This window comes from Citrobacter sp. KTE30 (assembly GCF_000398825.1).
In the GTDB taxonomy this organism is placed as follows: Bacteria; Pseudomonadota; Gammaproteobacteria; order Enterobacterales; family Enterobacteriaceae; genus Citrobacter; species Citrobacter freundii.
Window position 1 is genome coordinate 1,116,303 of sequence record NZ_KB976055.1, and the last position, 22,135, is coordinate 1,138,437.

Here is a 22,135-nt window from a genome sequence, read left to right on the forward strand (position 1 = left end):
CATTTTCATTGTTAGCGAGCAAGGATGCAAGCCAAAGTCGCACATTGTGCTACCACAAGAGTTGACATACCGCCGCTTTACTTTTAGGTTAGCGACCGAAAATATAAATGATAATCATTATTAGAGCCTTTATCATTTTTGGAGGATGATATGGATACGTCACTGGCCGAGGAAAAAACGCAGACTATGCCGACGCTCGCTCCCGACAGTTTTTTCTTTATGTCGCCGTACCGTAGTTTTACGACGTCAGGATGCTTCGCCCGCTATGCGGAACCGGCAATTGATGGCGATTCGCCAGACAGCCCTTTCCAACAAAAAATGAACACACTGTTTGCTGATGCCAAATCACAGGGTATCGCGAATCCTGTCATGGTCGGGGCGATTCCCTTTGATACCCGCCAGCCATCATCGCTGTTTATTCCCCAATCGTGGCAGAGCTTTTCTCGTACGGCGAAGCAGCAATCATCACGTTACTTTACCGCGCATCAGTCGCTGAACGTCGTGGAACGTAAATCGATCCCGGAACAGGACTTTTTTGAAGATATGGTCGCCCGGGCGGCTGCGCTGACGTCTACTCCGGAAGTCGACAAAGTGGTGTTGTCACGCCTGATCGATATCACCACCGATGCCAACATTGACAGTGGTGCGCTGCTGGAGCGTCTGGTGGCGCAAAATCCAGCGAGCTACAACTTCCATGTGCCGATTGAAGACGGCGGCGTATTGATTGGTGCCAGCCCGGAATTGCTTCTGCGCAAAGAAGGCGAGCGTTTCAGTTCTCTGCCGCTGGCGGGCTCTGCACGTCGTCAGCCTGATGATGTGCTGGATCGCGAAGCAGGGATCCGCCTGCTGGCATCTGAGAAGGACCGCCATGAGCACGAACTGGTGACGCAAGCTATGAAAACGATATTGCGCGATCGCAGCCGTGAACTGCAACTGCCTTCTTCTCCGCAGCTGGTTACTACGCCGACGCTCTGGCACCTCGGCACGCCGTTTGAAGGTAAAGCCAACGCGCAGGAAAACGCCCTGACGCTGGCGTGCCTGCTGCACCCGACGCCTGCGCTGAGCGGCTTCCCACATCAGGTTGCGCGCAAACTTATCGCCGAGCTGGAGCCGTTCGATCGCGAACTGTTCGGCGGTATTGTCGGCTGGTGTGATGCCGAAGGTAACGGTGAGTGGGTAGTGACGATCCGCTGTGCGAAGCTGCTGCGCAATCAGGTGCGTTTTTTTGCCGGAGCAGGAATTGTTCCAGCCTCTTCCCCGGTTGCGGAATGGCGTGAAACGGGGGCCAAGCTCTCCACGATGTTGAATGTTTTTGGACTGCATTAAGAGCCTTGTGGACTGGTTTTAAGGAGCAATAATGAGTATTCCATTCACCCGCTGGCCGGAAGAGTTTGCCCGCAGGTATCGTGAAAAAGGTTACTGGCAGGATTTGCCGCTGACCGACATTCTGACCCGTCACGCCGACAGCGACCATACGGCGGTTATTGATGGTGAACGCCATCTGAGCTATCGCCAGCTGAATCAGGCCGCTAACAATCTAGCCTGCAGTTTGCGTCGCCAAGGGATTAAACCCGGTGAAACCGCGCTGGTACAACTGGGCAATGTGGCTGAGCTGTATATCACCTTCTTTGCGTTACTCAAGCTGGGCGTAGCTCCGGTGTTGGCCCTGTTCAGCCATCAGCGTAACGAACTCAACGCCTATGCCAAACAGATTGAACCGGCGCTGCTGATTGCCGATCGCCAGCATACGCTGTTTAGCGGGGACGATTTTCTAAACGCTTTTGTGGCCGAACACAATTCAGTGCGCGTGGTGCAACTGCACAACGACGAAGGTGAACACAATCTGCAAACGGCGATAAGCCAACCTGCGACTGATTTTACGGCTACACCGTCGCCCGCTGATGAGGTGGCGTACTTCCAGCTTTCCGGCGGGACGACCGGGACGCCAAAGCTGATTCCTCGCACTCATAACGATTACTACTACAGCGTGCGTCGCAGCAATGAGATTTGCCGCTTCACCGGGGAAACGCGTTATTTATGCGCAATCCCGGCGGCGCATAACTACGCCATGAGTTCGCCAGGCGCGCTGGGTGTGTTCCTGGCCGGCGGCACCGTCGTGCTGGCGGCCGACCCTAGCGCTACCCTGTGTTTCCCGCTGATTGAACAGCATCAGGTTAACGTCACGGCGCTGGTGCCACCTGCGGTGAGCCTGTGGTTGCAGGCGATTGCGGAGTGGGGCAGCAATGCGCAACTGGCTTCGCTGAAACTGCTACAGGTCGGTGGAGCGAGACTTTCCGCCACGCTTGCGGCGCGTATTCCGGCTGAGATTGGCTGCCAGTTGCAGCAGGTCTTCGGCATGGCGGAAGGGCTGGTGAACTACACCCGTCTGGACGACAGTCCTGAGCGCATCATCAATACCCAGGGGCGCCCGATGTGTCCTGATGATGAAGTCTGGGTAGCAGACGCTGACGGCAACCCCTTAGCCCAGGGAGAGACCGGACGCTTGATGACACGTGGTCCGTACACCTTCCGTGGTTATTTCAAAAGCCCTGAGCATAATGCCAGCGCCTTTGACGCCAACGGCTTTTACTGTTCCGGCGATCTGATCGCTATCGATCCGGATGGCTACATCACCGTTCAGGGACGCGAAAAGGATCAGATCAACCGCGGCGGGGAGAAGATCGCTGCTGAAGAGATTGAAAACCTGCTGCTGCGCCATCCAATGGTTATCCATGCAGCGCTGGTCAGTATGGATGACGAACTGATGGGCGAGAAAAGCTGTGCCTGGCTAGTGGTAAAAGAGCCGCTGCGCGCGGTTCAGGTGCGCCGTTTTCTGCGCGAACAGGGTGTGGCGGAATTCAAATTACCCGATCGTGTTGAGTGCGTTGAGTCATTACCGCTGACTCCAGTGGGGAAGGTAGATAAAAAACAATTACGTCAGTGGCTGGCATCACGTTCACTGGCCTGAAGGAGAAATAGAAATGGCAATTCCTAAACTGCAGGCTTATGCGCTACCAACGGCGCTCGATATTCCGGTGAACAAAGTCGACTGGGCATTTGACCCTGAACGCGCCGCGCTGCTGATCCACGACATGCAGGATTATTTTATCGGCTTTTGGGGCGATAACTGTCCGATGATGGAGCAGGTCGTCGCGAACATCGCCGCGCTGCGCCAGTACTGCAAAGAGCATAATATTCCGGTGTATTACACCGCTCAACCGAAAGAGCAGAGTGATGAAGACCGCGCTCTGCTCAATGATATGTGGGGACCGGGCCTGACGCGTTCGCCGGAACAACAAAAGATTGTTGAGGCGCTGGCGCCGGATGAAGCGGATACCATTCTGGTGAAATGGCGTTATAGCGCATTTCATCGCTCCCCGCTTGAACAGATGCTCAAGGAAACCGGGCGTAATCAACTGATCATTACCGGGGTGTATGCGCATATTGGCTGTATGACCACCGCAACTGACGCTTTCATGCGTGACATCAAGCCGTTTATGGTTGCCGATGCGCTGGCGGACTTTAGCCGTGATGAACACTTGATGTCGCTGAAATACGTGGCGGGACGTTCCGGGCGTGTGGTTATGACCCAGGAATTATTACCGACGCCGGTTCCGGCCAGTAAAGATGCGTTGCGCAGCGTTATTCTGCCGCTGCTGGATGAGTCCGAAGAGCCGATGGATGACGAAAACCTGATCGACTATGGGCTGGATTCCGTGCGCATGATGGCGCTGGCGGCGCGCTGGCGTAAGGTTCATGGTGACATTGATTTCGTGATGTTGGCGAAAAAACCGACCATTGACGCATGGTGGGCGCTGCTCTCCCGCGAGGTGAAGTAATGGCCGGATTTGATTTTGCCGGGAAAACCGTCTGGGTAACCGGGGCGGGAAAAGGGATTGGCTACACCACGGCGCTGGCGTTTGCGAATGCAGGTGCTGAGGTGACTGGATTCGATCGCGAATTTCCTCAGGATAACTACCCGTTTACGACCGAAGTGCTGGATGTGGCGAATGCCGGACAGGTAGCTGAGGTGTGCCAGCGCGTCCTCAAAGCGCGCGAGCGTTTGGATGTGTTGGTCAATGCCGCAGGTATTTTGCGTATGGGTGCCACCGATGCGCTAAGCGCTGAGGAGTGGCAGCAGACGTTTGCGGTTAACGTTGGCGGGGCGTTCAATCTGTTTCAGCAGACGATGGCGCAGTTTCGTCGCCAGCAGGGCGGGGCGATCGTGACCGTCGCGTCGGATGCGGCGCACACGCCGCGTATCGGCATGAGTGCTTACGGTGCCTCAAAGGCCGCGTTGAAAAGCCTGGCGCTGACCGTCGGACTTGAACTGGCAGGCAGCGGTGTGCGTTGTAACGTGGTTTCTCCGGGTTCGACCGATACCGACATGCAGCGTACGCTGTGGGTCAGCGATGACGCGGAGCAACAGCGCATTCGTGGATTTGGCGAGCAGTTTAAGCTTGGGATTCCGCTGGGGAAAATCGCCCGGCCGCAAGAGATCACCAACACTATTTTATTCCTCGCTTCCGATCTGGCCAGCCACATTACATTACAGGATATCGTGGTGGACGGCGGTTCCACGCTGGGGGCATGACGATGATCTGGAAACGTCATTTGACGCTGGATGAACTCAATGCCACCAGTCAGAACACGATGGTGGCGCATCTGGGAATGGTCTATACACGACTGGGTGATGATGTGCTGGAAGCCGAAATGCCGGTGGATAGCCGAACGCATCAGCCGTTTGGCCTGCTGCATGGCGGCGCGTCGGCGGCCCTGGCGGAAACGTTGGGTTCGATGGCGGGTTATCTGATGACGCGCGACGGGCAGTGTGTGGTGGGGACGGAACTAAACGCCACGCATCATCGGGCGGTATCGCAGGGGAAAGTACGCGGCGTTTGTCAGCCGTTGCATCTTGGGCGTCAAAATCAAAGCTGGGAAATCGTCATCTTTGATGAGCAGGGACGACGCTGCTGCACCTGCCGTTTAGGCACGGCGGTGATGGGGTGAGGTTACCCGGCAAAGTAAAATGAAATTGCAGAGTTAACAGGTAAATGAAGTGATCCAGTTAACAATGCAATGTAAATAGTCAGTTATGTCTCAGGTTTATGTGGTTGTCAGGTTGTTAAAATCAGGAAAGATGTTATAGAAACAAAATGTAACATCTTTCTGGATCACGCAAACGGACAACAACTATGAATAAATCAGGGAAATACCTCCTCTGGACATTGCTCTCCGTTATCGGAGCATTTGCCCTGGGATATATTGCGTTAAATCGTGGTGAACAGATCAACGCGTTGTGGATAGTCGTGGCGTCAGTCTGTGTCTACCTTATCGCTTACCGTTTCTACGGCCTGTACATCGCGAAAAATGTACTGGCGCTGGACCCGACGCGTATGACGCCAGCCGTGCGTCATAACGATGGTCTGGATTATGTACCCACCGATAAAAAAGTACTGTTTGGTCACCATTTTGCGGCGATTGCCGGAGCGGGTCCGTTAGTTGGACCGGTGCTGGCGGCGCAAATGGGCTATCTGCCGGGTATGATCTGGCTGCTCGCCGGGGTGGTACTGGCAGGGGCGGTGCAGGACTTCATGGTGCTGTTTGTTTCTACCCGTCGCGATGGTCGTTCCCTTGGCGAACTGGTGAAAGAAGAGATGGGCCCAACGGCGGGTGTTATTGCGCTGGTAGCCTGTTTTATGATCATGGTGATTATCCTCGCGGTACTGGCGATGATTGTCGTGAAAGCGCTGACCCACAGCCCGTGGGGAACTTACACCGTAGCGTTCACTATCCCGCTGGCGATTTTTATGGGGATTTACCTGCGCTATCTGCGCCCGGGCCGCATTGGTGAAGTGTCGGTTATTGGTCTGGTATTCCTGGTGTTTGCCATTATTTCCGGCGGCTGGGTAGCGGAAAGCCCGACCTGGGCACCGTACTTTGACTTTACCGGCGTACAGCTGACCTGGATGCTGGTGGGCTACGGTTTTGTCGCCGCCGTGCTGCCGGTGTGGCTGCTGTTGGCCCCGCGTGATTACCTCTCTACCTTCCTGAAAATCGGCACCATTGTTGGTCTGGCGGTAGGGATTCTGATCATGCGTCCGACGCTGACCATGCCAGCTCTGACCAAGTTTGTTGACGGTACTGGCCCGGTCTGGACCGGTAACCTGTTCCCGTTCCTGTTTATCACCATTGCATGCGGTGCGGTATCTGGCTTCCATGCGCTGATCTCCTCCGGAACCACGCCGAAGATGCTGGCGAATGAAGGGCAGGCTTGCTTTATCGGCTACGGCGGAATGCTGATGGAATCCTTTGTCGCCATTATGGCGCTGGTTTCCGCGTGCATCATCGATCCGGGCGTGTACTTTGCGATGAACAGCCCGATGGCGGTGCTGGCTCCTGCGGGCACGGTTGATGTAGTGGCTTCTGCAGCACAGGTAGTCAGTAGTTGGGGCTTTGCTATTACGCCAGATACTCTGCACCAAATCGCCAATGAAGTGGGTGAGCAATCCATTATCTCCCGCGCAGGTGGTGCGCCGACGCTGGCCGTCGGGATGGCGTACATTCTGCATGGCGCACTGGGTGGCATGATGGATGTGGCGTTCTGGTATCACTTCGCCATTCTGTTTGAAGCTTTGTTTATTTTGACGGCGGTTGATGCCGGTACACGCGCTGCGCGCTTTATGCTGCAGGACTTGCTGGGCGTGGTGTCACCGGGCCTGAAACGTACCGATTCGTTGCCTGCGAACCTGCTGGCGACGGCGCTGTGCGTACTGGCCTGGGGTTACTTTTTACACCAGGGCGTGGTGGATCCTCTGGGTGGTATTAATACCCTGTGGCCGCTGTTTGGTATCGCCAACCAGATGCTGGCAGGTATGGCGTTGATGCTCTGTGCTGTGGTGCTGTTCAAGATGAAACGCCAGCGCTACGCGTGGGTGGCACTGGTCCCAACCGCCTGGCTGCTGATTTGTACCCTGACCGCTGGCTGGCAGAAAGCGTTTAGCCCGGATGCAAAAATCGGCTTCCTCGCTATCGCCAACAAATTCCAGGCGATGATCGACAGCGGTAACATTCCGGCGCAGTACACCCAGTCGCAGCTGACGCAGCTGGTGTTTAACAACCGCCTGGATGCGGGTCTCACCATCTTCTTCATGGTAGTCGTTGTGGTGCTGGGTCTGTTCTCCATCAAAACTGCGCTGGCAGCATTGAAAGAGGACAAACCAACTTCGAAAGAGACGCCGTACGAGCCGATGCCTGAGAATGTCGAAGAGATCGTGGCGCAGGCGAAAGGCGCGCACTAATATTCTCTTAACCAATGAGCCCTCTCCTGAATGGGGAGGGCGTTTGTACGACAGGGAATCACTATGTTTGAAACACTCGCCAAAGCCGGGAAGTATTTAGGTCAAACCGCCCGGTTAATGATAGGTGTGCCGGATTACGACAACTATGTTGAACATATGCGCGTCACGCATCCGGACCAAACGCCAATGACCTACGAAGAATTTTTCCGCGAGCGCCAGGATGCGCGATATGGGGGGAAAGGCGGCGCGAAGTGCTGTTGATTTTTTGCCGGATGGCGCTGACGCTTATCCGGCCTACAACATCGCATTTGCCGTTATAATTAGTCGTCGTAGGCCTGATAAGGCGAAGCCGCCATCAGGCATCCCATACTCTAATCATACTGTAAACGACTCTACCTTTTCGAATGCTGCGCGCAGTGTCTCCGGCGTTAACGTTACCGGCAGGGCGTGAATGGACTCCACCGGGCGCAGGGTGTGCGTAATCACTTTGTCGATTTCTGCGCGATTATTGATGTCCACGTCCAGTTGAGCTAATCGGGTGGGCAGGTTGAAGCGCTGATAGGCGGTAATTAACTGCGCCAGCACGGCATCTTGACCCAACAACGCACTCTGCACCAGGATGCCGTACGCCACTTTAGTGCCATGTAAAAACTTCTCTGTTTGTGGGAGGACGGTCAGGCCATTGTGAACAGAATGCGCCGCCGCCACGCGGGTGTAGCGCTCGCCCAGACCACCAACCATGCCGCCTCCGGCAATAATCGCATCCACTACATCGCAAAACGTGCGGCTTAACGAGCCTTGTTGTTTATCTGTCAGCGCCTGCTCGCTGCTTTCCAGCAGGACGTCGCGGATCGTCTGCGCGGCATCTATACCCAGACGAACAGTTAATGGCAGGTTTTCTGGCTGAGGCGCAAGCACGACGGCCTCGTACCACTTCGCCAGCGTGTCGCCGATCCCCGCCAGTAGATATTCCTCTGGCGCATTGAGAACGATCTCGGGTTCGACCAGAACGAGGAAATTGGCATCAGGGAAAATTTCAAAATGCAGCGCCTGGCCTGCATCGTTATACCAGACGGAGAGCGGCGTCCAGGCGGCGCAGGTCGCCGCAATCGTAGGAATACCGACAAACGGCAGATCCAGACGACGGGCCAACGCTTTAGCGGTGTCGAGCAATGTTCCTCCGCCCACGCCAATCACCACGCTGCGATTATCTCCCGACTCTTTTGCCAGTTGAGCAACATCGGTTTCGCTGCAATGTCCCGTAAACAGCAGGCGCTTAGCCTCGGCGAGATGAAATGTCTCTGGCAGATAAGGGCGGGCCGCATCGATAGCGCGCTCACCATAAACCCACACGGCGCGTGAAAGTTGGTCGGTAGTGAAAAAATCGTTGAGTCTCGACAGGCTGCCGGGATGGGAAAAATAGTTGGCCGGGCCGGTGACGACGCGAATCTCTGTATTACTCATGTTGTGTTGTCCTTTGGCTGTCCTGTCCAGGCAGGTTATTTTTATATAGACGTCTGAACGTCTTGATTGCCAAATACTAGCATCGTGTTATAGTGGCTTCAACCACAACATCACACGCTGGGATAACAATAATGAGTAATAACCCGCTGATTCCGCAAAGCAAACTGCCTAACCTGGGCACTACTATCTTCACGCAAATGAGTGCGCTGGCGCAGCAGCATCAGGCCATTAATCTCTCGCAGGGATTTCCTGATTTTGACGGTCCGCTCTTTTTGCAGGAGCGTCTGGCGTATCACGTCGCGCACGGTGCAAACCAGTATGCACCGATGACGGGCGTGCAGCCGCTGCGCGAAGCCATCGCGGATAAAACGGCAGACCTGTACGGCTACAAACCCGACGCGAATAGTGAAGTGACCATCACGGCGGGGGCCACAGAAGCGCTGTATGCCGCGATCACTGCGCTGGTGCGCCCAGGTGATGAGGTGATTTGTTTTGACCCGAGCTACGACAGCTATGCGCCTGCGGTTGAATTATCCGGCGGGGTGGTTAAACGTATCGCGCTGCAACCACCGTCTTTTCGCGTCGACTGGCAGGCTTTTAGTGCCTTACTCAGCGACCGTACCCGATTGGTTATCCTGAACACGCCACATAATCCTTCTGCCACCGTGTGGCATCAGGCCGATTTTGACGCGCTGTGGCAAGCAATTAAAGAACGCGAGATCTTTGTCATCAGCGACGAAGTTTATGAGCATATCTGTTTCGCCAGGCAAGGGCATGCCAGTGTGCTGGCACATTCAGAGCTGCGGGAACGCGCTGTTGCTGTTTCATCGTTTGGTAAGACCTACCATATGACCGGCTGGAAGATTGGCTACTGCGTTGCGCCAGCAGCCATTAGCTCTGAGTTACGCAAGGTACACCAGTATCTGACGTTTTCTGTCAACACGCCGGCTCAGTTGGCACTGGCGGATATGCTACGAGAAGATCCTGCACACTATCGCGAGCTGCCTGCGTTTTATCAGAAAAAACGCGACGTGTTGGTGAACGCGCTGCGTGACAGCCGACTGGAAATTCTGCCGTGTGAAGGCACGTATTTTCTGCTGGTCGATTTCAGCGCCGTTTCCACGCTTAACGACGTGGAATTTTGCCAGTGGCTGACCACTGAAGTGGGCGTTGCGGCGATACCGCTGTCGGTGTTTTGCGCCGATCCTTTCCCGCATAAACTGATTCGTCTCTGTTTTGCCAAGCAAGAATCGACGCTGTTAGCAGCAGCTGAACGTCTGGTGTCGCTGTAGCTATTTCACCGTCCAGGCTTTGGAGAATCGACGGTCGGCGAACAACTCTTGCAGACCGTTGATTTGCTTCAGGCGTAACACCTCGTCGTTGTCCATGCCGAGATCCTTGCTAATTCTTTCTTCACTCCATCCCAGTTGCGATAGCTCGCGGACAATCTCGGACATGGCGTGGATTTGATGACGCCCACGGGCGCGGTTGTGGCGAATGGTCGCCGCCATACGCTCTTGGCGTTCTCGTTCTAAACAGGCAACCGGCAGGTATCCTTTAAGCCTGGGCCTCAGTGAGGCTTTGGCTTTACCTAACTCGTGGCGGTGGAAACCGTCGACAATTTCGTATTCCTCTGCCGTTGAGTGAACCACCACAATGGGCTGTGTAAACCCGTCTGCTTCAAGGGACTTCAGCAGCAGCTTTTTCTCCGGTGGCGCAACGTTATTGGGGTTGTAGTCATTGGGTGAAATGTGATCATTTTTAACCCAAAGTACGCAATCTACGGGTTCCTTGCGAAAGGGACTGACGCTGTGTATCGCCCGCCTGAATTCATTGATGGCTTCAATTCGTTCTTCTTCTGACAGGCCAGAAAGAAAGCCGAGGAGTTCGTGAGTTAGTCGGTGTTGCATAAGATTCCCCATTCCTGGCGTTTTGTTTTCATACGTTCGTTATAGCGTTGGTAGTTTTTGGGTTTCGTTGGACTGAATGAAAGTGCCCGACACCAGTAATCATTATTCAACAGGACTTTGCAGATACGTCGCCATGAAGGAATATCTTTCGAACCAATATCGCTTTCCTGAGTTTGCGGGATATTATCCATGCCTTTTTTCTTATACCACTGCAAATAGACGGCGATTTTATTGCGGTAATGCTCTGCGGTAGTCTCCGGCATGCTGTTCAATAGCAGCATGGCATATTCCTGCCAGCTTAAATGCTCTGGTTTAAGTATTTTCCGATGACCGTAAAAATGGTTGTCATGACCGGCATAAATCCCCCCGCTTTTAACACCGCTGACACGGGCGCACATAGCCGCCCAGCGCTCGGGTTCAATGACATGATATAGCCATAATCCCTGACGCTGTTCCGGGCCAAAGGGTTCGCAAATGCGCATATATCGTGTCGGGACCCCGGCCTGGTACATCAGATTATACAGGGGGTTACACGGCAATTTTGACTTCGCAAACCACGTCCAGATGTCGGCTGTTTTCCAGTCATACAGCGGGTAAATATACCAGGTGTGTCCACCAGGTGCTGCAGTCGTCCACGGCTTGTCATCGGCAAAACGCTGCTTTTGCGAGTTGGCAATGGCAACAAAGCGGTTATATGACTCATCGGCGCGGATGCCCACCATCATGGCAGCCGGTCGTTTCTGCGAAAACCAGTCAGCGAACTCACGAACAAATTGTTCAAAGGTCATGCCGGGTTGATAGAAGGAGAAATATTCAGGATCGGTTATGGCATCTGCGGGCGGCTGGCGAACCCATTGCGTACCCGGCTCCCAACACTGCCATTCGGGTTGAAATTGTGACAGTGAATTCTGCGTCGTCAGCGGTAATGCCACCCAATAGAAATTTTCGATGACATCGGAATAACTCTCGCGCAGCGCCTGGATATAATCGATAGTGCAGGAAAACTGCGCCTCCCAGTCGATAAACAAGACGTTTATTTTTTTCTGTAACTGGCGGGCAATGGCGGCGGTTAGATGTAACATCAGCCCCGAATCTTTACCTCCAGAGAAAGAAACGCAAATGCGTGGCAGAGCCTCAAGCGTCCAGGCGATACGATCCTGTGCGGCTTCGAGAACGTTTTGATTCAATGGTATTTTATAAACAGACATATCAAGACCATATCAGAGATTTTTATTGTTTGTATTAATAAGAGATGCACATTATTACGATATGCCAATTTATATAGTATGCAATATTTAAATATATATTTAATTTATATGTGTTGCCTTGTTACATTCTGAAAATGAATTAAATGTACTGATGAGAAGTTGCAATACGATTTACAGACCTTCTGAGGAGATTTGATTTATATATGCAGCGAATGCTTTGTTGTTAAGCGACGCCCTGTTATACATTAAAAATAGCTGGACGCTGGGTAGATTAAAGTCAACACTAATCTCTTTGAGATTAAGTGCAGTCGCATAGTGATCGTACATTAATTTAGGAATCAGGCCAATAATATCCGTGCTGGAAATAATATTAACGATTGATGTCAGAGAATCGCTACTAAATCCAATCTTACGATTAACAAAAAAAGTATTGGCTTGTGATTGACATTCTTTAATACCTTTCTCTTCGGTGAGTAAGAAGGTGAATTGCTCTTGCATAATTTGTTGCAGGGTGCTTGAGTCATTCATTCTGGGATGGTCTTTTCTACAAATCAAAACACTCTCGATAGTCTTAAAAGGGATGCAAACGACGGAACGGTTATGGACCGGCATCATCGTAACCACCATGTCGGCCTTGCGGTAAGCCAGTATGTTTTCAGCAGTTTCTGCCGACATTAAGATATCGTGATGTTCCACTTCAATATCTGAATCTTGTACCAGAGCATGAATTAATGTCGTCACATTTACGGTGGTTGTAAGTTGTGGGCTGTAAATAATGAATTTATTTTTCAGCTGGGCACCATGCATGATGCTTATTGTTTGCTCCAGGTGATTCAGGTTTTGCTCAAGATGATGATGAAGATTAATACCCGTCACCGTGGGCGTAATACCTTTGCCGGAGCGAATAAATAAAGGGTCGTTAAACTGCGTACGCAGTCGTTGCAATGACTGACTTACAGCTGATGGCGTGATGTACAGCGTTTCTGCAGCCTTGCTGATGCTCAAATGTTGATATATGCATTCAAATATAATCAACAGGTTGAGATCGAACTTTTTGAGGTCATAGAGGTTAGCCATGCGTACCTTCCTGTGATGGTAATGTAGTGAAAAATTCAATTGTGGAATAGTTTAAATGGTAGTTATTCTTGAAATTTATGTTTGTGTGCTTAATGAATAATTAACTTTAGCTAAAATAGCACAAGTTGCGTAATTTTCAGCAGGAAAGTTAATTTAAATGAGTGATTGATATGAGAACGATAACAATCACTCATCTTGTTACTTTTATTTATTTCCCATGATAATGTTTAATTTTTCTTTATCCGGTAAGCCTACTTCCTGTTGTAACGTATCGTCTTTACTCATGTAATAGATAGCCGGCGTTACATTGGCCCCCAAATCATCCATCAACTTTTGGTTGATATTCAGTAACTTCATTTGCTCCGCAGGGACCGAAGCCGGGATTTCCAGCTTCATTTTCCCACCGGATGCCTCATAGTCATGCCAGGTTTTGGCCGGATCTTTGGTTGCCAGAATTGCAGCGGCGGTGGCCGGACTTTCAGGTTTAATTACGCCAACCAATAATGTACGCAACTGAACTTTACCGGATTCTACCCACGGACGCGCCTGCTGCCAGAACTGTTTACAATAGGGACAGAAGGGATCGGCAAACACGTACACAATAACCGGTGCCTCTTTTTTCCCGTCCAGAATCCACGACGCTTTTTCCATTCGCTGCCACATTTCACGTCCGGCAGGGGCATAGATCTCTTTTTCTATGAGCGAATTACTGAGGTTTTCGCCTTTTTCATTATACATGTAGCCGGAGATGGCATGTTTACCATCAGGCGTGACATAGATAGTGACCCCCATGTCCTGGTATTTTCCCAGATAGCCTTTCATTCCACCCGGAGCATCGAAAGGCTTCAGGATGGTAATGCCCTGTTTCTCAATAGCTTTAACGGGAGCAGGCAGTTCTTCGGCATGCACCACGGCAGGGAGCAGGGTTAAAAGTAAGGTACGTTTAAACATTGATTTTCCTTATAAAATCAGCAGGAAAGGGGGCTTAATTGCAAAACCTATCGCAGCCATAGGTAAGATCGACGGTCCGTCGATTGCCCTTTCTTGAGTTGGGTGATGTAATCCCAATCGCTGTTACGACCTTTGTTAAGGTAATGTAGAGCGCAACACATAGCCAGCCCTGCTGGCACTGACGTTACCTGCGGGTAGCTCGGGTAATGAGGCTCCCTGCATAGGGGGCCTTTTTTACTTTTGTCTTTTAGGTTCGATTGAGTAAGTTGTTAGTTAACGCTTATTGATTTGATAAAGGAAACGCATTAGCCCTGCTAAGAGATTTTCGTTAACTTATCTCTCAACGAAAACACGGAGGAAGTACAGATGTCTTTGATTAATACCAAAATTAAACCTTTCAAAAACCAGGCGTTCAAAAACGGTGAGTTCATCGAAGTAACCGAGAAAGATACCGAAGGTCGCTGGAGCGTCTTCTTCTTCTACCCGGCTGACTTTACTTTCGTATGCCCGACCGAACTGGGTGACGTTGCAGACCATTACGAAGAACTGCAGAAACTGGGCGTAGATGTGTATTCCGTATCTACTGATACCCACTTCACCCACAAAGCATGGCACAGCAGCTCTGAGACCATCGCTAAAATCAAATACGCGATGATCGGCGACCCGACTGGCGCCCTGACCCGTAACTTCGACAACATGCGTGAAGATGAAGGTCTGGCTGACCGCGCAACCTTCGTTGTTGACCCGCAGGGTATCATCCAGGCAATCGAAGTTACTGCTGAAGGTATCGGCCGTGATGCATCTGACCTGCTGCGTAAAATTAAAGCTGCACAGTATGTCGCTTCTCACCCAGGTGAAGTTTGCCCGGCGAAATGGAAAGAAGGTGAAGCAACCTTAGCTCCATCTCTGGACCTGGTTGGTAAGATTTAAGTCGCATAATTTGTAGGCCGGATAAACGTAGTGCATCCGGCATTCCACAGGCGCAAATCTGCGCCTGTTTTATTCCAGCACCATGACGCAAGTTGCATTAATGCAGTCCCGCAAAATCGGCTTGCATGATGATGTTTTCAGAGAGGGAAGAATAATGCTCGACACAAATATGAAAACCCAGCTCAGGGCTTATCTTGAGAAACTGACCAAACCTGTTGAGCTGATTGCTACGCTGGATGACAGCGCTAAATCGGCAGAAATCAAGGAACTGCTGACTGAAATTGCTGAACTGTCAGAAAAAGTCACCTTTAAAGAAGACAATACTCTGGCGGTGCGTAAGCCATCGTTCCTGATTACCAATCCCGGTTCTCACCAGGGACCGCGTTTTGCCGGTTCTCCGCTGGGTCATGAGTTTACCTCTCTGGTGCTGGCTCTGCTGTGGACCGGCGGTCACCCGTCAAAAGAGGCACAGGCGTTGCTGGAGCAGATCCGCGATCTCGACGGTGATTTTGAATTTGAAACCTATTATTCGCTCTCCTGCCACAACTGCCCGGACGTAGTGCAGGCGTTGAACCTGATGTCGGTACTGAACCCACGTATCAAACATACGGCGATTGACGGCGGTACATTCCAGAACGAAATCACCGATCGTAACGTGATGGGCGTTCCGGCGGTATTTATGAACGGCAAAGAGTTCGGCCAGGGTCGTATGACGCTGACTGAGATCGTGGCGAAAGTGGATACCGGCGCAGAAAAACGTGCGGCTGAAGAACTGAATAAGCGCGATGCTTATGACGTGTTGATTGTCGGTTCTGGTCCTGCGGGGGCGGCGGCAGCGGTGTACTCTGCACGTAAAGGCATTCGCACCGGTCTGATGGGCGAACGTTTTGGCGGTCAGGTTCTTGATACCGTTGATATTGAAAACTACATCTCAGTACCGAAAACTGAAGGTCAGAAACTGGCAGGTGCGCTGAAAGCACACGTTGATGATTATGATGTCGATGTGATCGACAGCCAGAGCGCAAGCAAACTGATCCCGGCAGCGCAGGAAGGCGGTTTGCATCAGATTGAAACAGCCTCCGGCGCGGTGCTGAAAGCACGTAGCATTATCATCGCCACCGGCGCGAAATGGCGCAACATGAACGTTCCGGGTGAAGATCAGTATCGCACCAAAGGTGTAACCTATTGCCCGCACTGTGATGGTCCGCTGTTTAAAGGTAAGCGTGTTGCGGTAATTGGCGGCGGTAACTCCGGCGTTGAAGCGGCTATCGACCTGGCAGGTATTGTTGAACATGTGACGCTGCTGGAGTTTGCTCCTGAAATGAAGGCAGACCAGGTGCTGCAGAATAAGCTTCGCAGCCTGAAAAATATCGACATCATTCTGAACGCGCAAACGACAGAAGTGAAAGGCGATGGCAGCAAGGTCATTGGCCTGGAGTATCGTGACCGCGTGAGCGGGGATGTTCACAATGTGGAACTGGCCGGTATCTTTGTACAGATTGGTCTGCTGCCGAACACCAACTGGCTGGAAGGCGCCGTTGAACGTAATCGCATGGGTGAAATCATCATCGATGCCAAGTGCGAAACCAGCGTGAAAGGTGTTTTCGCTGCCGGTGACTGCACCACCGTACCGTATAAGCAGATTATCATCGCGACCGGTGAAGGCGCGAAGGCCTCGTTGAGTTCGTTTGATTATCTGATTCGCACGACAGTAGCATAAAAAGAGTAAGACTCACCTGCAATGCCAAAACCGCCAGTCATCCGCTGGCGGTTTTTTATTTCCATATACTCACATTGTCAATTCTTGAAACAATAAACCGTATAAAACATTCACTTAATTAGCCTGATCATTATTTTCATCAAAGAAAGAGAGGGCGTTATCTTTATTATATTAACCTGCATTATTTTTTCATTTGTTGTGTGAATAAATGGTTGGTTAATTCATGGGTGAAATATATGAAACCCTGACGATCTTTGAATCGACAGGGTTATTGTTACGTGATTTTTTTATCTCTCACGATAATTGCACGCTGAAAGCGGCTTATTCAGCTTTAGATACAAATGCCTCGGCGCTAACAGAGCAGGAGTGGCTGGAAGCGGAGTACGACTTCAATGCGCTGTTTGTCGGACCGCAGAAGTTAAAGGCCGCGCCGTTTGCCTCGGTTTATCTTGAAGAAGATGCCCTTGTAATGGGTAAATCAACCCTTAGCATTCGGGAATTCATGGCAAATATAGGGTTATCTATAAGTGTCGTGAATAATATTCTGGATGATCATATTTCCTGTGTATTGGAATTGGCGGTTTTATTATCAGCTAATGCCAGAGCATCGTCAGAATACCAGGTGACCCTTACTCGATATGCATCTGAGTATGTCGCGGTGTGGGTGCCCGAGTATATAGAAAAAATAAATATAAATGCACAAACCGCCACGTTGAAAAACGTAGCTGGAAGATTGTCTTCTTGGCTTGATGAATTAAAAACGAGAGTATCAATATGAGTAATGAACCGGGAGTTCTGAACAGACGTTCATTTTTGAAAGGGTTGATTGCCCTTGGCACGGTCGCAGCCCTGCCAGGGGGATTGCTGACTTCACGTTGTGCATTGGCGCAACCGCCCATTCCATTTAACCCCAAAACCTACAAAATCTATCGTAACGCCTGTCCGCGTAACTGCTATGACACTTGTAGCCTGAAAACCTGGGTGAAGGATGACGTCATCACCTTTGTGGAGGGTGCGCCTGAGTCAACGTTTACGCATGGAACTCCGTGTGTGAAGGGACTGAGCTACCCGCGTCGGGTATACAGCCCGGATCGCATTAAATATCCGATGGTTCAGGATGTTCGCGGCAGTGGGAACTGGCGTCGTATTTCCTGGGACGAAGCAATGCAGCGCATTGCGACCAAGATGCTGGAGATTAAAAAGAAAGACGGTTCAATGCTGGGTCTGGCGATGACCAAATATTCCGGCAAATTTGGGGTATTGAACTATGCGGTTGAAGGGATGATGTCTTCGCTGGGTTACACCACGCGTTTTGCCGGAACACCTTGCTGGCCAGCCGGTATCGATGCCCAGAACTACGATATGGGTGATATGTGGTGTAACGACCCGGAAGATTTTGTGAAAGCAAAATACATCATTATCTGGGGCGCTAACCCGGCCTGGTGCTCTATGCACACCATGAAGTATATCTACCAGGCGCGGGAGAAAGGGGCGAAAGTGGTCGTTATCGATCCGCTGTTAACCCAGACCGCTGCGAAAGCCGATCTCTATTTACGCGTTCGTCCTGGTTCTGATGGTGCGCTGGCGCTGGGTATGGCACGTCATTTGGTGGATAAAGGTCTGGTGGACCAGGATTTCGTCAACAACTATTCCCATGGTTACCCGGAATTCGAAGCCTATCTGCGCAACAGCGTTACCGTAGAGTGGGCGTCTGAGATTTGCGGGCTGTCGGCGGATGTTATTCGCCAGTTGGCGGAAGAATTTACCGCGGTTAACCCTGCTACCGTGTGGATTGGCTACGGCATGCAGCGTCATGTTAACGGCGGCGCTAACGTACGGGCGATCGATGCCTTTGTGGCAATGACCGGCAATATTGGCATTGAAGGCGGTGGCGCTCGCTACGGCCACCTGCATACCTGGGGCTTTAACTACAATGCCATGCTGCAGAAGCCACCGGTAGGCTCCATCGGTATGCCAGGTGCAGCGGGAACTACCAGCGAGTTTGGTTCTGCGGGGGAAGTCGCACAGTATTCCGATCGCTCATTGAATATCAACCAGACCGCCAAGGGAATTCTGGAAGCCAACGAGCCGCCTGTCCGAATGCTTTGGGTTGCCTGTAAGAACCCGTTTGCTCAGGATTTTGATCGCAGCAAGATGGAAAAAGCATTCGAAAAACTGGAAATGGTGGTCTGTGCCGATCAGTTCTTTAACGAGACCGTCCAGCATGCCGATATCGTTTTGCCTGTCACCACGGCCTTTGAAGAGTGGAACGTAGACGCCTCATATTGGCACTACTGGCTCTCAATCAACCAGCCTGCAATTAAGCCAATGTACGAGGCAAAATGCGATCTGGAAATCGCCGTTTTACTTTCCCGCACAATCAACAAGCTGGAGCCGGGTTCTTGCACATTCCCGCAGGAGTTCAATCATAAGCGTTGGCTGGACCAGGAATTCAATGACGGAATGGCCAAAATGTTTGGCATCTCCTCATGGGATGACTTACTGGATGGCCCGAAAAAAGCCATTTTGCCGAGTTCTGCGGCCTGGTATGACCGCAAATTTAAAACCCCCTCAGGAAAGTTTGAGTTCAGATCTGAGCTGTGTGAGAAAAATGGCCATACGGCGCTGCCGGAATACAAACCGGAGGCGAAAAGCACGCTGCCATTCCACTTGTTTACACCGCATGTGCAGTTCGGTATCCATTCCCAATTTATCAACCTTGACTGGATGCAGGTCTTCTATCCGGAGCCGTTTGTCTATATGCATCCGATTTCCGCAGAAAAAAGAGGCATTGCCGAAAACGACCTGGTGAAAGTGTTTAACACCGTAGGTGAAGTAGAACTGCGTGCGAAGGTGACCGCTAACGTTCCGGAAGATTTCCTGGTGATGTACGAGGCGTGGTTCCCGAAACGGAAATACAACGTTCAAAACGTGGTGGCAGATACCCCAGCCGATATGGGGTTGATGAAAACCGGTGCGCCAGGTGCGGCTATCCACAGTCAGTTTGCGGACATCATTTTGATCAGTAAAGGAGCAGCGGCATGAGACGCGCGTTTTTAGTTAATAGCGATAAATGCATCGGCTGCCGTGGCTGTGCAATGGCGTGTAAGAGTTTTAACCAGTTGGAACCTGAACGTTTCTGGCGCTATGTCTACCCGCTGGATAAAGAAATTTATCCGCATGAAGAGCGGGCGTTCTATTCGCTGGCCTGTAACCACTGCGAAAACCCGGCCTGTCTGGCGGCGTGTCCGGTAGAGGCGTACACCAAGCGTGAAGATGGTGTCGTGGTGCATAACCCAGAGCGCTGTATTGGATGCAAAAACTGTATCCGCAACTGCCCATACGGTGCGCCGCGTTTTAATGAGGAGACGAATAAAGCGGAAAAATGCAGCATGTGCTACGAGCGCCTTGATGTTGGTATGCAACCGGCTTGCGTGAATGCCTGTCCGGTAGGTGCGCTGACGCTTATCGATCTGGATGCCGATCCTATACCTGACAATGCCGTACAGTATCCGCCGGGATTCCCGCGTATGCCGCAGCTTAATCCTGGCACGCGTTTTATCCTTGCGCGTCAGCCGAAGCAGCCGGAGGGCAAGTAATGGAAAAGTATGAACTTCCGCTGGTTATTTTTACCGTATTGAGCCAGATGTCGGTTGGGATCACGCTCATTCTGACGCTACGCACGCTGCAAGGAAAACTGGAAAGCAAACGCCTGTACTGGCTGGTAAGTGGGCTGGTTCTGGCGGTGGCGTCCGTTGCAGCGATCCTGCACCTTGCACATCCGGATCGCGCCTACGATGCCCTGATTAACCTGCAGCACGCCTGGCTGAGCCGTGAAATTCTTGGCGCAACCTTATACGGTGCGGCGGTCGGGGTGACGTTTTTGGCAAAAGGGCACAAAGCGCCAGCTGTTCTGGCCTCTGTTCTCGGTATCGCGCTGGTGGCGGTGCAGGGGATGACCTATGCTGCCCCGGCAATGGTGGCGATAGCCAACGGTCTGACAATGCTGTTGTTCTTTATCACGGTGTGGGTGATGGGGTGTGCGGCGATTCCACTGCTTAACCTTGCACCTGCCGTTGCCGCATTGCGCCAGGGGATTGTTGTGTGTATGGCGGTCATGATCGCCGCGCCCATTATCTGGCTAAGCGGCGGCACTATCATGCAGATGACGGCGCATGCCTGGCTGACGTCGCCGCTTTATCTGGCGAGTCTGGTCTGTCTGGCGGTGGCCTTTGTGCTAAGCCGTCAGGGAGAGCGTCGCGCAAAAGCGATTTTTGTCCTGCTGTTTGTTGGCATATTCCTGAGTCGTCTGACGTTCTTTGGCGATACGATCAGCACCATCGTGAATATCGGTCATTTGTATTGATCGTGAGGTAATAAAAACCCCTGTCAGGCGTTAACCTGGCAGGGGTTTTCTTTAGCGAATCAGTGGCAGTTAACGAACAACCAGCACTGGCAAAGTCGCGTGACGGACAACGCTGGAAGCGTTTGAGCCGAGCAGATGGGTGCTGATTGATGGGTTACGCGACCCAATGACAACGACATCTGCATTCAACTCTTCACCCAACTCGTTGACCACGTCACGGACGCTGCCAAAGCGGACGTGTTGCTTAATACGGGAAGGATCGATGCTGAAGTGACCGACCATCGTTTGCAGACGGGTTTCCGCTTCGTGTTGCAGATGCTCTTCAAAACGACGAACGTCAGCGGCAAAGCGATGCAGACTTAGGCTCGCTGAGCCTGGCAGCACATGCAGCAGATGGATAACCCCTTTATCCTGGGCCAGAAATTCTGCATGGCGAATAGCCTTGTCGCTCAGTTCCATTTCGAATACATCAACAGGCATTATGATTGTGTTGTACATAAACATTCTCCTTGTCATTACATGAACACATAACAGCATAGTATTAAAAATGATTCTGTCAGTCACGACACAGATTTATGTTTTGCGAACATGAAAGAAAGCGAGGAGCAGGGAGATCTAACCGGAAAGAGGATGCGGATGCATCCCCTGTAAGATAAAGCGAGTGGCTTTGATAAGACAGAGTTAGCGCAGGTAGTCGCCTGCAGCTTCAGGCTGGTACTCAAGCTCAATAACTTCGAGGTGCGTTGAGGTCCCGCCTGGCAGTTCCCAGTGAATGGTATCACCAACGCGCAGCCCCAAAAGTGCAGCGCCGACAGGTGCCATTACCGAAAGCTGTGTGCTGCTGTCAGTCATAGTGGCCGGATACACCAGGGTACGCACACGGACTTCGCCATCACTCAGATTGCGGAATTTCACGCGGCTGTTCATGGTCACGACATCGTGCGGCATGGTTTCTGGAGAACACATTTGGGCACGATCCAGCTCGGCGTTAAGGGCGTCGGCAATCGGTAAACCAGCAAACGCAGGTTGCTCCAACAGGCGGTCAATGCGTTCCGCATCGAGGTCGTTAATGATGATAGTTGGTCTGGACATTTATTACTCCATGTCGTCGATACTGCGGGTGCGCAGGTAAATAATCCCAAAAGAAAACCCTCACCGTCAGGCGGCAAGGGTTTAGCTTTTATGATGATACTGAGACTTACCCCATG

The 22,135-nt window shown here is 51.7% G+C and carries 21 protein-coding genes; 14 read left to right on the forward strand and 7 right to left on the reverse strand.

The window, feature by feature from the left end:
• Positions 1 to 150: 150 nt before the first annotated feature.
• The 7 genes from entC to WC1_RS17605 all read left to right on the forward strand — a co-directional run bounded on the left by entC (position 151) and on the right by WC1_RS17605 (position 7,562).
• Positions 151 to 1,326 (forward strand): isochorismate synthase EntC, encoded by a 1,176-nt coding sequence (gene entC, locus WC1_RS17635; RefSeq protein WP_003847433.1) that lies wholly within the window; start codon positions 151 to 153, stop codon positions 1,324 to 1,326.
• A 31-nt stretch (positions 1,327 to 1,357) separates the two neighbouring features.
• Positions 1,358 to 2,968, forward strand: coding sequence for a (2,3-dihydroxybenzoyl)adenylate synthase EntE (gene entE / locus WC1_RS17630; protein ID WP_003847432.1), 1,611 nt, complete (start codon positions 1,358 to 1,360; stop codon positions 2,966 to 2,968).
• A 13-nt stretch (positions 2,969 to 2,981) separates the two neighbouring features.
• Positions 2,982 to 3,839 carry an isochorismatase gene (locus WC1_RS17625; RefSeq protein WP_003847431.1) on the forward strand — a complete coding sequence of 286 codons (858 nt, stop codon included), beginning with the start codon at positions 2,982 to 2,984 and terminating at the stop codon, positions 3,837 to 3,839.
• Positions 3,839 to 4,594: a 2,3-dihydro-2,3-dihydroxybenzoate dehydrogenase EntA gene (gene entA, locus WC1_RS17620; RefSeq protein ID WP_003022049.1), complete on the forward strand. Its 756-nt coding sequence runs from the start codon at positions 3,839 to 3,841 to the stop codon at positions 4,592 to 4,594. Before WC1_RS17625 ends, entA begins: the two co-directional genes overlap by 1 nt.
• A 2-nt stretch (positions 4,595 to 4,596) precedes the next feature.
• Positions 4,597 to 5,010, forward strand: a complete 414-nt coding sequence (gene entH, locus WC1_RS17615; RefSeq protein ID WP_003022055.1) for a proofreading thioesterase EntH — start codon at positions 4,597 to 4,599, stop codon at positions 5,008 to 5,010.
• Positions 5,011 to 5,195: 185 nt separating this feature from the next.
• Positions 5,196 to 7,301 (forward strand): pyruvate/proton symporter CstA, encoded by a 2,106-nt coding sequence (gene cstA / locus WC1_RS17610; protein WP_003022061.1) that lies wholly within the window; start codon positions 5,196 to 5,198, stop codon positions 7,299 to 7,301.
• Between the two features lie 63 nt (positions 7,302 to 7,364).
• Positions 7,365 to 7,562 (forward strand): YbdD/YjiX family protein, encoded by a 198-nt coding sequence (locus WC1_RS17605; protein WP_003022064.1) that lies wholly within the window; start codon positions 7,365 to 7,367, stop codon positions 7,560 to 7,562.
• A 114-nt stretch (positions 7,563 to 7,676) separates the two neighbouring features.
• Here WC1_RS17605 and WC1_RS17600 read toward each other — a convergent pair whose 3' ends face one another.
• Positions 7,677 to 8,765, reverse strand: a complete 1,089-nt coding sequence (locus tag WC1_RS17600; RefSeq protein WP_003835631.1) for an oxidoreductase — start codon at positions 8,763 to 8,765, stop codon at positions 7,677 to 7,679.
• Between the two features lie 131 nt (positions 8,766 to 8,896).
• On the opposite strand from WC1_RS17600, the gene WC1_RS17595 reads away from it, so the two are divergent.
• Positions 8,897 to 10,057: a pyridoxal phosphate-dependent aminotransferase gene (locus tag WC1_RS17595; protein WP_016149764.1), complete on the forward strand. Its 1,161-nt coding sequence runs from the start codon at positions 8,897 to 8,899 to the stop codon at positions 10,055 to 10,057.
• On the opposite strand, the gene WC1_RS17590 is transcribed toward WC1_RS17595, so the two are convergent.
• From WC1_RS17590 to dsbG, 4 genes are all read right to left on the reverse strand, one after another.
• Entirely contained in the window at positions 10,058 to 10,675 is a 618-nt protein-coding gene (locus tag WC1_RS17590; protein WP_003847426.1) for an IbrB-like domain-containing protein, read from the reverse strand.
• Positions 10,660 to 11,883 (reverse strand): phosphoadenosine phosphosulfate reductase, encoded by a 1,224-nt coding sequence (locus tag WC1_RS17585; protein WP_016149765.1) that lies wholly within the window; start codon positions 11,881 to 11,883, stop codon positions 10,660 to 10,662. The genes WC1_RS17590 and WC1_RS17585 overlap by 16 nt, the downstream gene beginning before the upstream one ends.
• A gap of 171 nt (positions 11,884 to 12,054) precedes the next feature.
• Positions 12,055 to 12,960, reverse strand: coding sequence for a DNA-binding transcriptional repressor CitR (locus tag WC1_RS17580; RefSeq protein ID WP_016149766.1), 906 nt, complete (start codon positions 12,958 to 12,960; stop codon positions 12,055 to 12,057).
• Positions 12,961 to 13,164: 204 nt separating this feature from the next.
• Positions 13,165 to 13,911 carry a thiol:disulfide interchange protein DsbG gene (gene dsbG / locus WC1_RS17575; protein WP_016149767.1) on the reverse strand — a complete coding sequence of 249 codons (747 nt, stop codon included), beginning with the start codon at positions 13,909 to 13,911 and terminating at the stop codon, positions 13,165 to 13,167.
• 366 nt (positions 13,912 to 14,277) lie between these two features.
• Between dsbG and ahpC the strand changes: the two genes are divergently transcribed.
• The 6 genes from ahpC to WC1_RS17545 all read left to right on the forward strand — a co-directional run bounded on the left by ahpC (position 14,278) and on the right by WC1_RS17545 (position 20,927).
• Positions 14,278 to 14,841, forward strand: coding sequence for an alkyl hydroperoxide reductase subunit C (gene ahpC, locus WC1_RS17570; RefSeq protein WP_002894394.1), 564 nt, complete (start codon positions 14,278 to 14,280; stop codon positions 14,839 to 14,841).
• 154 nt (positions 14,842 to 14,995) lie between these two features.
• Positions 14,996 to 16,561 (forward strand): alkyl hydroperoxide reductase subunit F, encoded by a 1,566-nt coding sequence (gene ahpF, locus WC1_RS17565; RefSeq protein ID WP_016149768.1) that lies wholly within the window; start codon positions 14,996 to 14,998, stop codon positions 16,559 to 16,561.
• Positions 16,562 to 16,784: 223 nt separating this feature from the next.
• The gene (locus WC1_RS17560; protein ID WP_016149769.1) at positions 16,785 to 17,339 is read left to right on the forward strand and encodes a TorD/DmsD family molecular chaperone; all 555 of its coding nucleotides are present in this window, start codon (positions 16,785 to 16,787) and stop codon (positions 17,337 to 17,339) included.
• Positions 17,336 to 19,606: a molybdopterin-dependent oxidoreductase gene (locus WC1_RS17555; protein WP_003835615.1), complete on the forward strand. Its 2,271-nt coding sequence runs from the start codon at positions 17,336 to 17,338 to the stop codon at positions 19,604 to 19,606. The genes WC1_RS17560 and WC1_RS17555 overlap by 4 nt, the downstream gene beginning before the upstream one ends.
• Entirely contained in the window at positions 19,603 to 20,160 is a 558-nt protein-coding gene (locus WC1_RS17550; RefSeq protein WP_016149770.1) for a 4Fe-4S dicluster domain-containing protein, read from the forward strand. Before WC1_RS17555 ends, WC1_RS17550 begins: the two co-directional genes overlap by 4 nt.
• Positions 20,160 to 20,927 carry a dimethyl sulfoxide reductase anchor subunit family protein gene (locus WC1_RS17545; RefSeq protein WP_016149771.1) on the forward strand — a complete coding sequence of 256 codons (768 nt, stop codon included), beginning with the start codon at positions 20,160 to 20,162 and terminating at the stop codon, positions 20,925 to 20,927. The genes WC1_RS17550 and WC1_RS17545 overlap by 1 nt, the downstream gene beginning before the upstream one ends.
• Before the next feature lie 69 nt (positions 20,928 to 20,996).
• Here WC1_RS17545 and uspG read toward each other — a convergent pair whose 3' ends face one another.
• Positions 20,997 to 21,425 carry a universal stress protein UspG gene (gene uspG, locus WC1_RS17540; protein ID WP_003022101.1) on the reverse strand — a complete coding sequence of 143 codons (429 nt, stop codon included), beginning with the start codon at positions 21,423 to 21,425 and terminating at the stop codon, positions 20,997 to 20,999.
• A 183-nt stretch (positions 21,426 to 21,608) separates the two neighbouring features.
• A complete protein-coding gene (gene rnk, locus WC1_RS17535; RefSeq protein WP_003022104.1) occupies positions 21,609 to 22,019 on the reverse strand; it encodes a nucleoside diphosphate kinase regulator in 411 nt (136 codons plus the stop codon).
• Positions 22,020 to 22,135 lie beyond the last annotated feature (116 nt).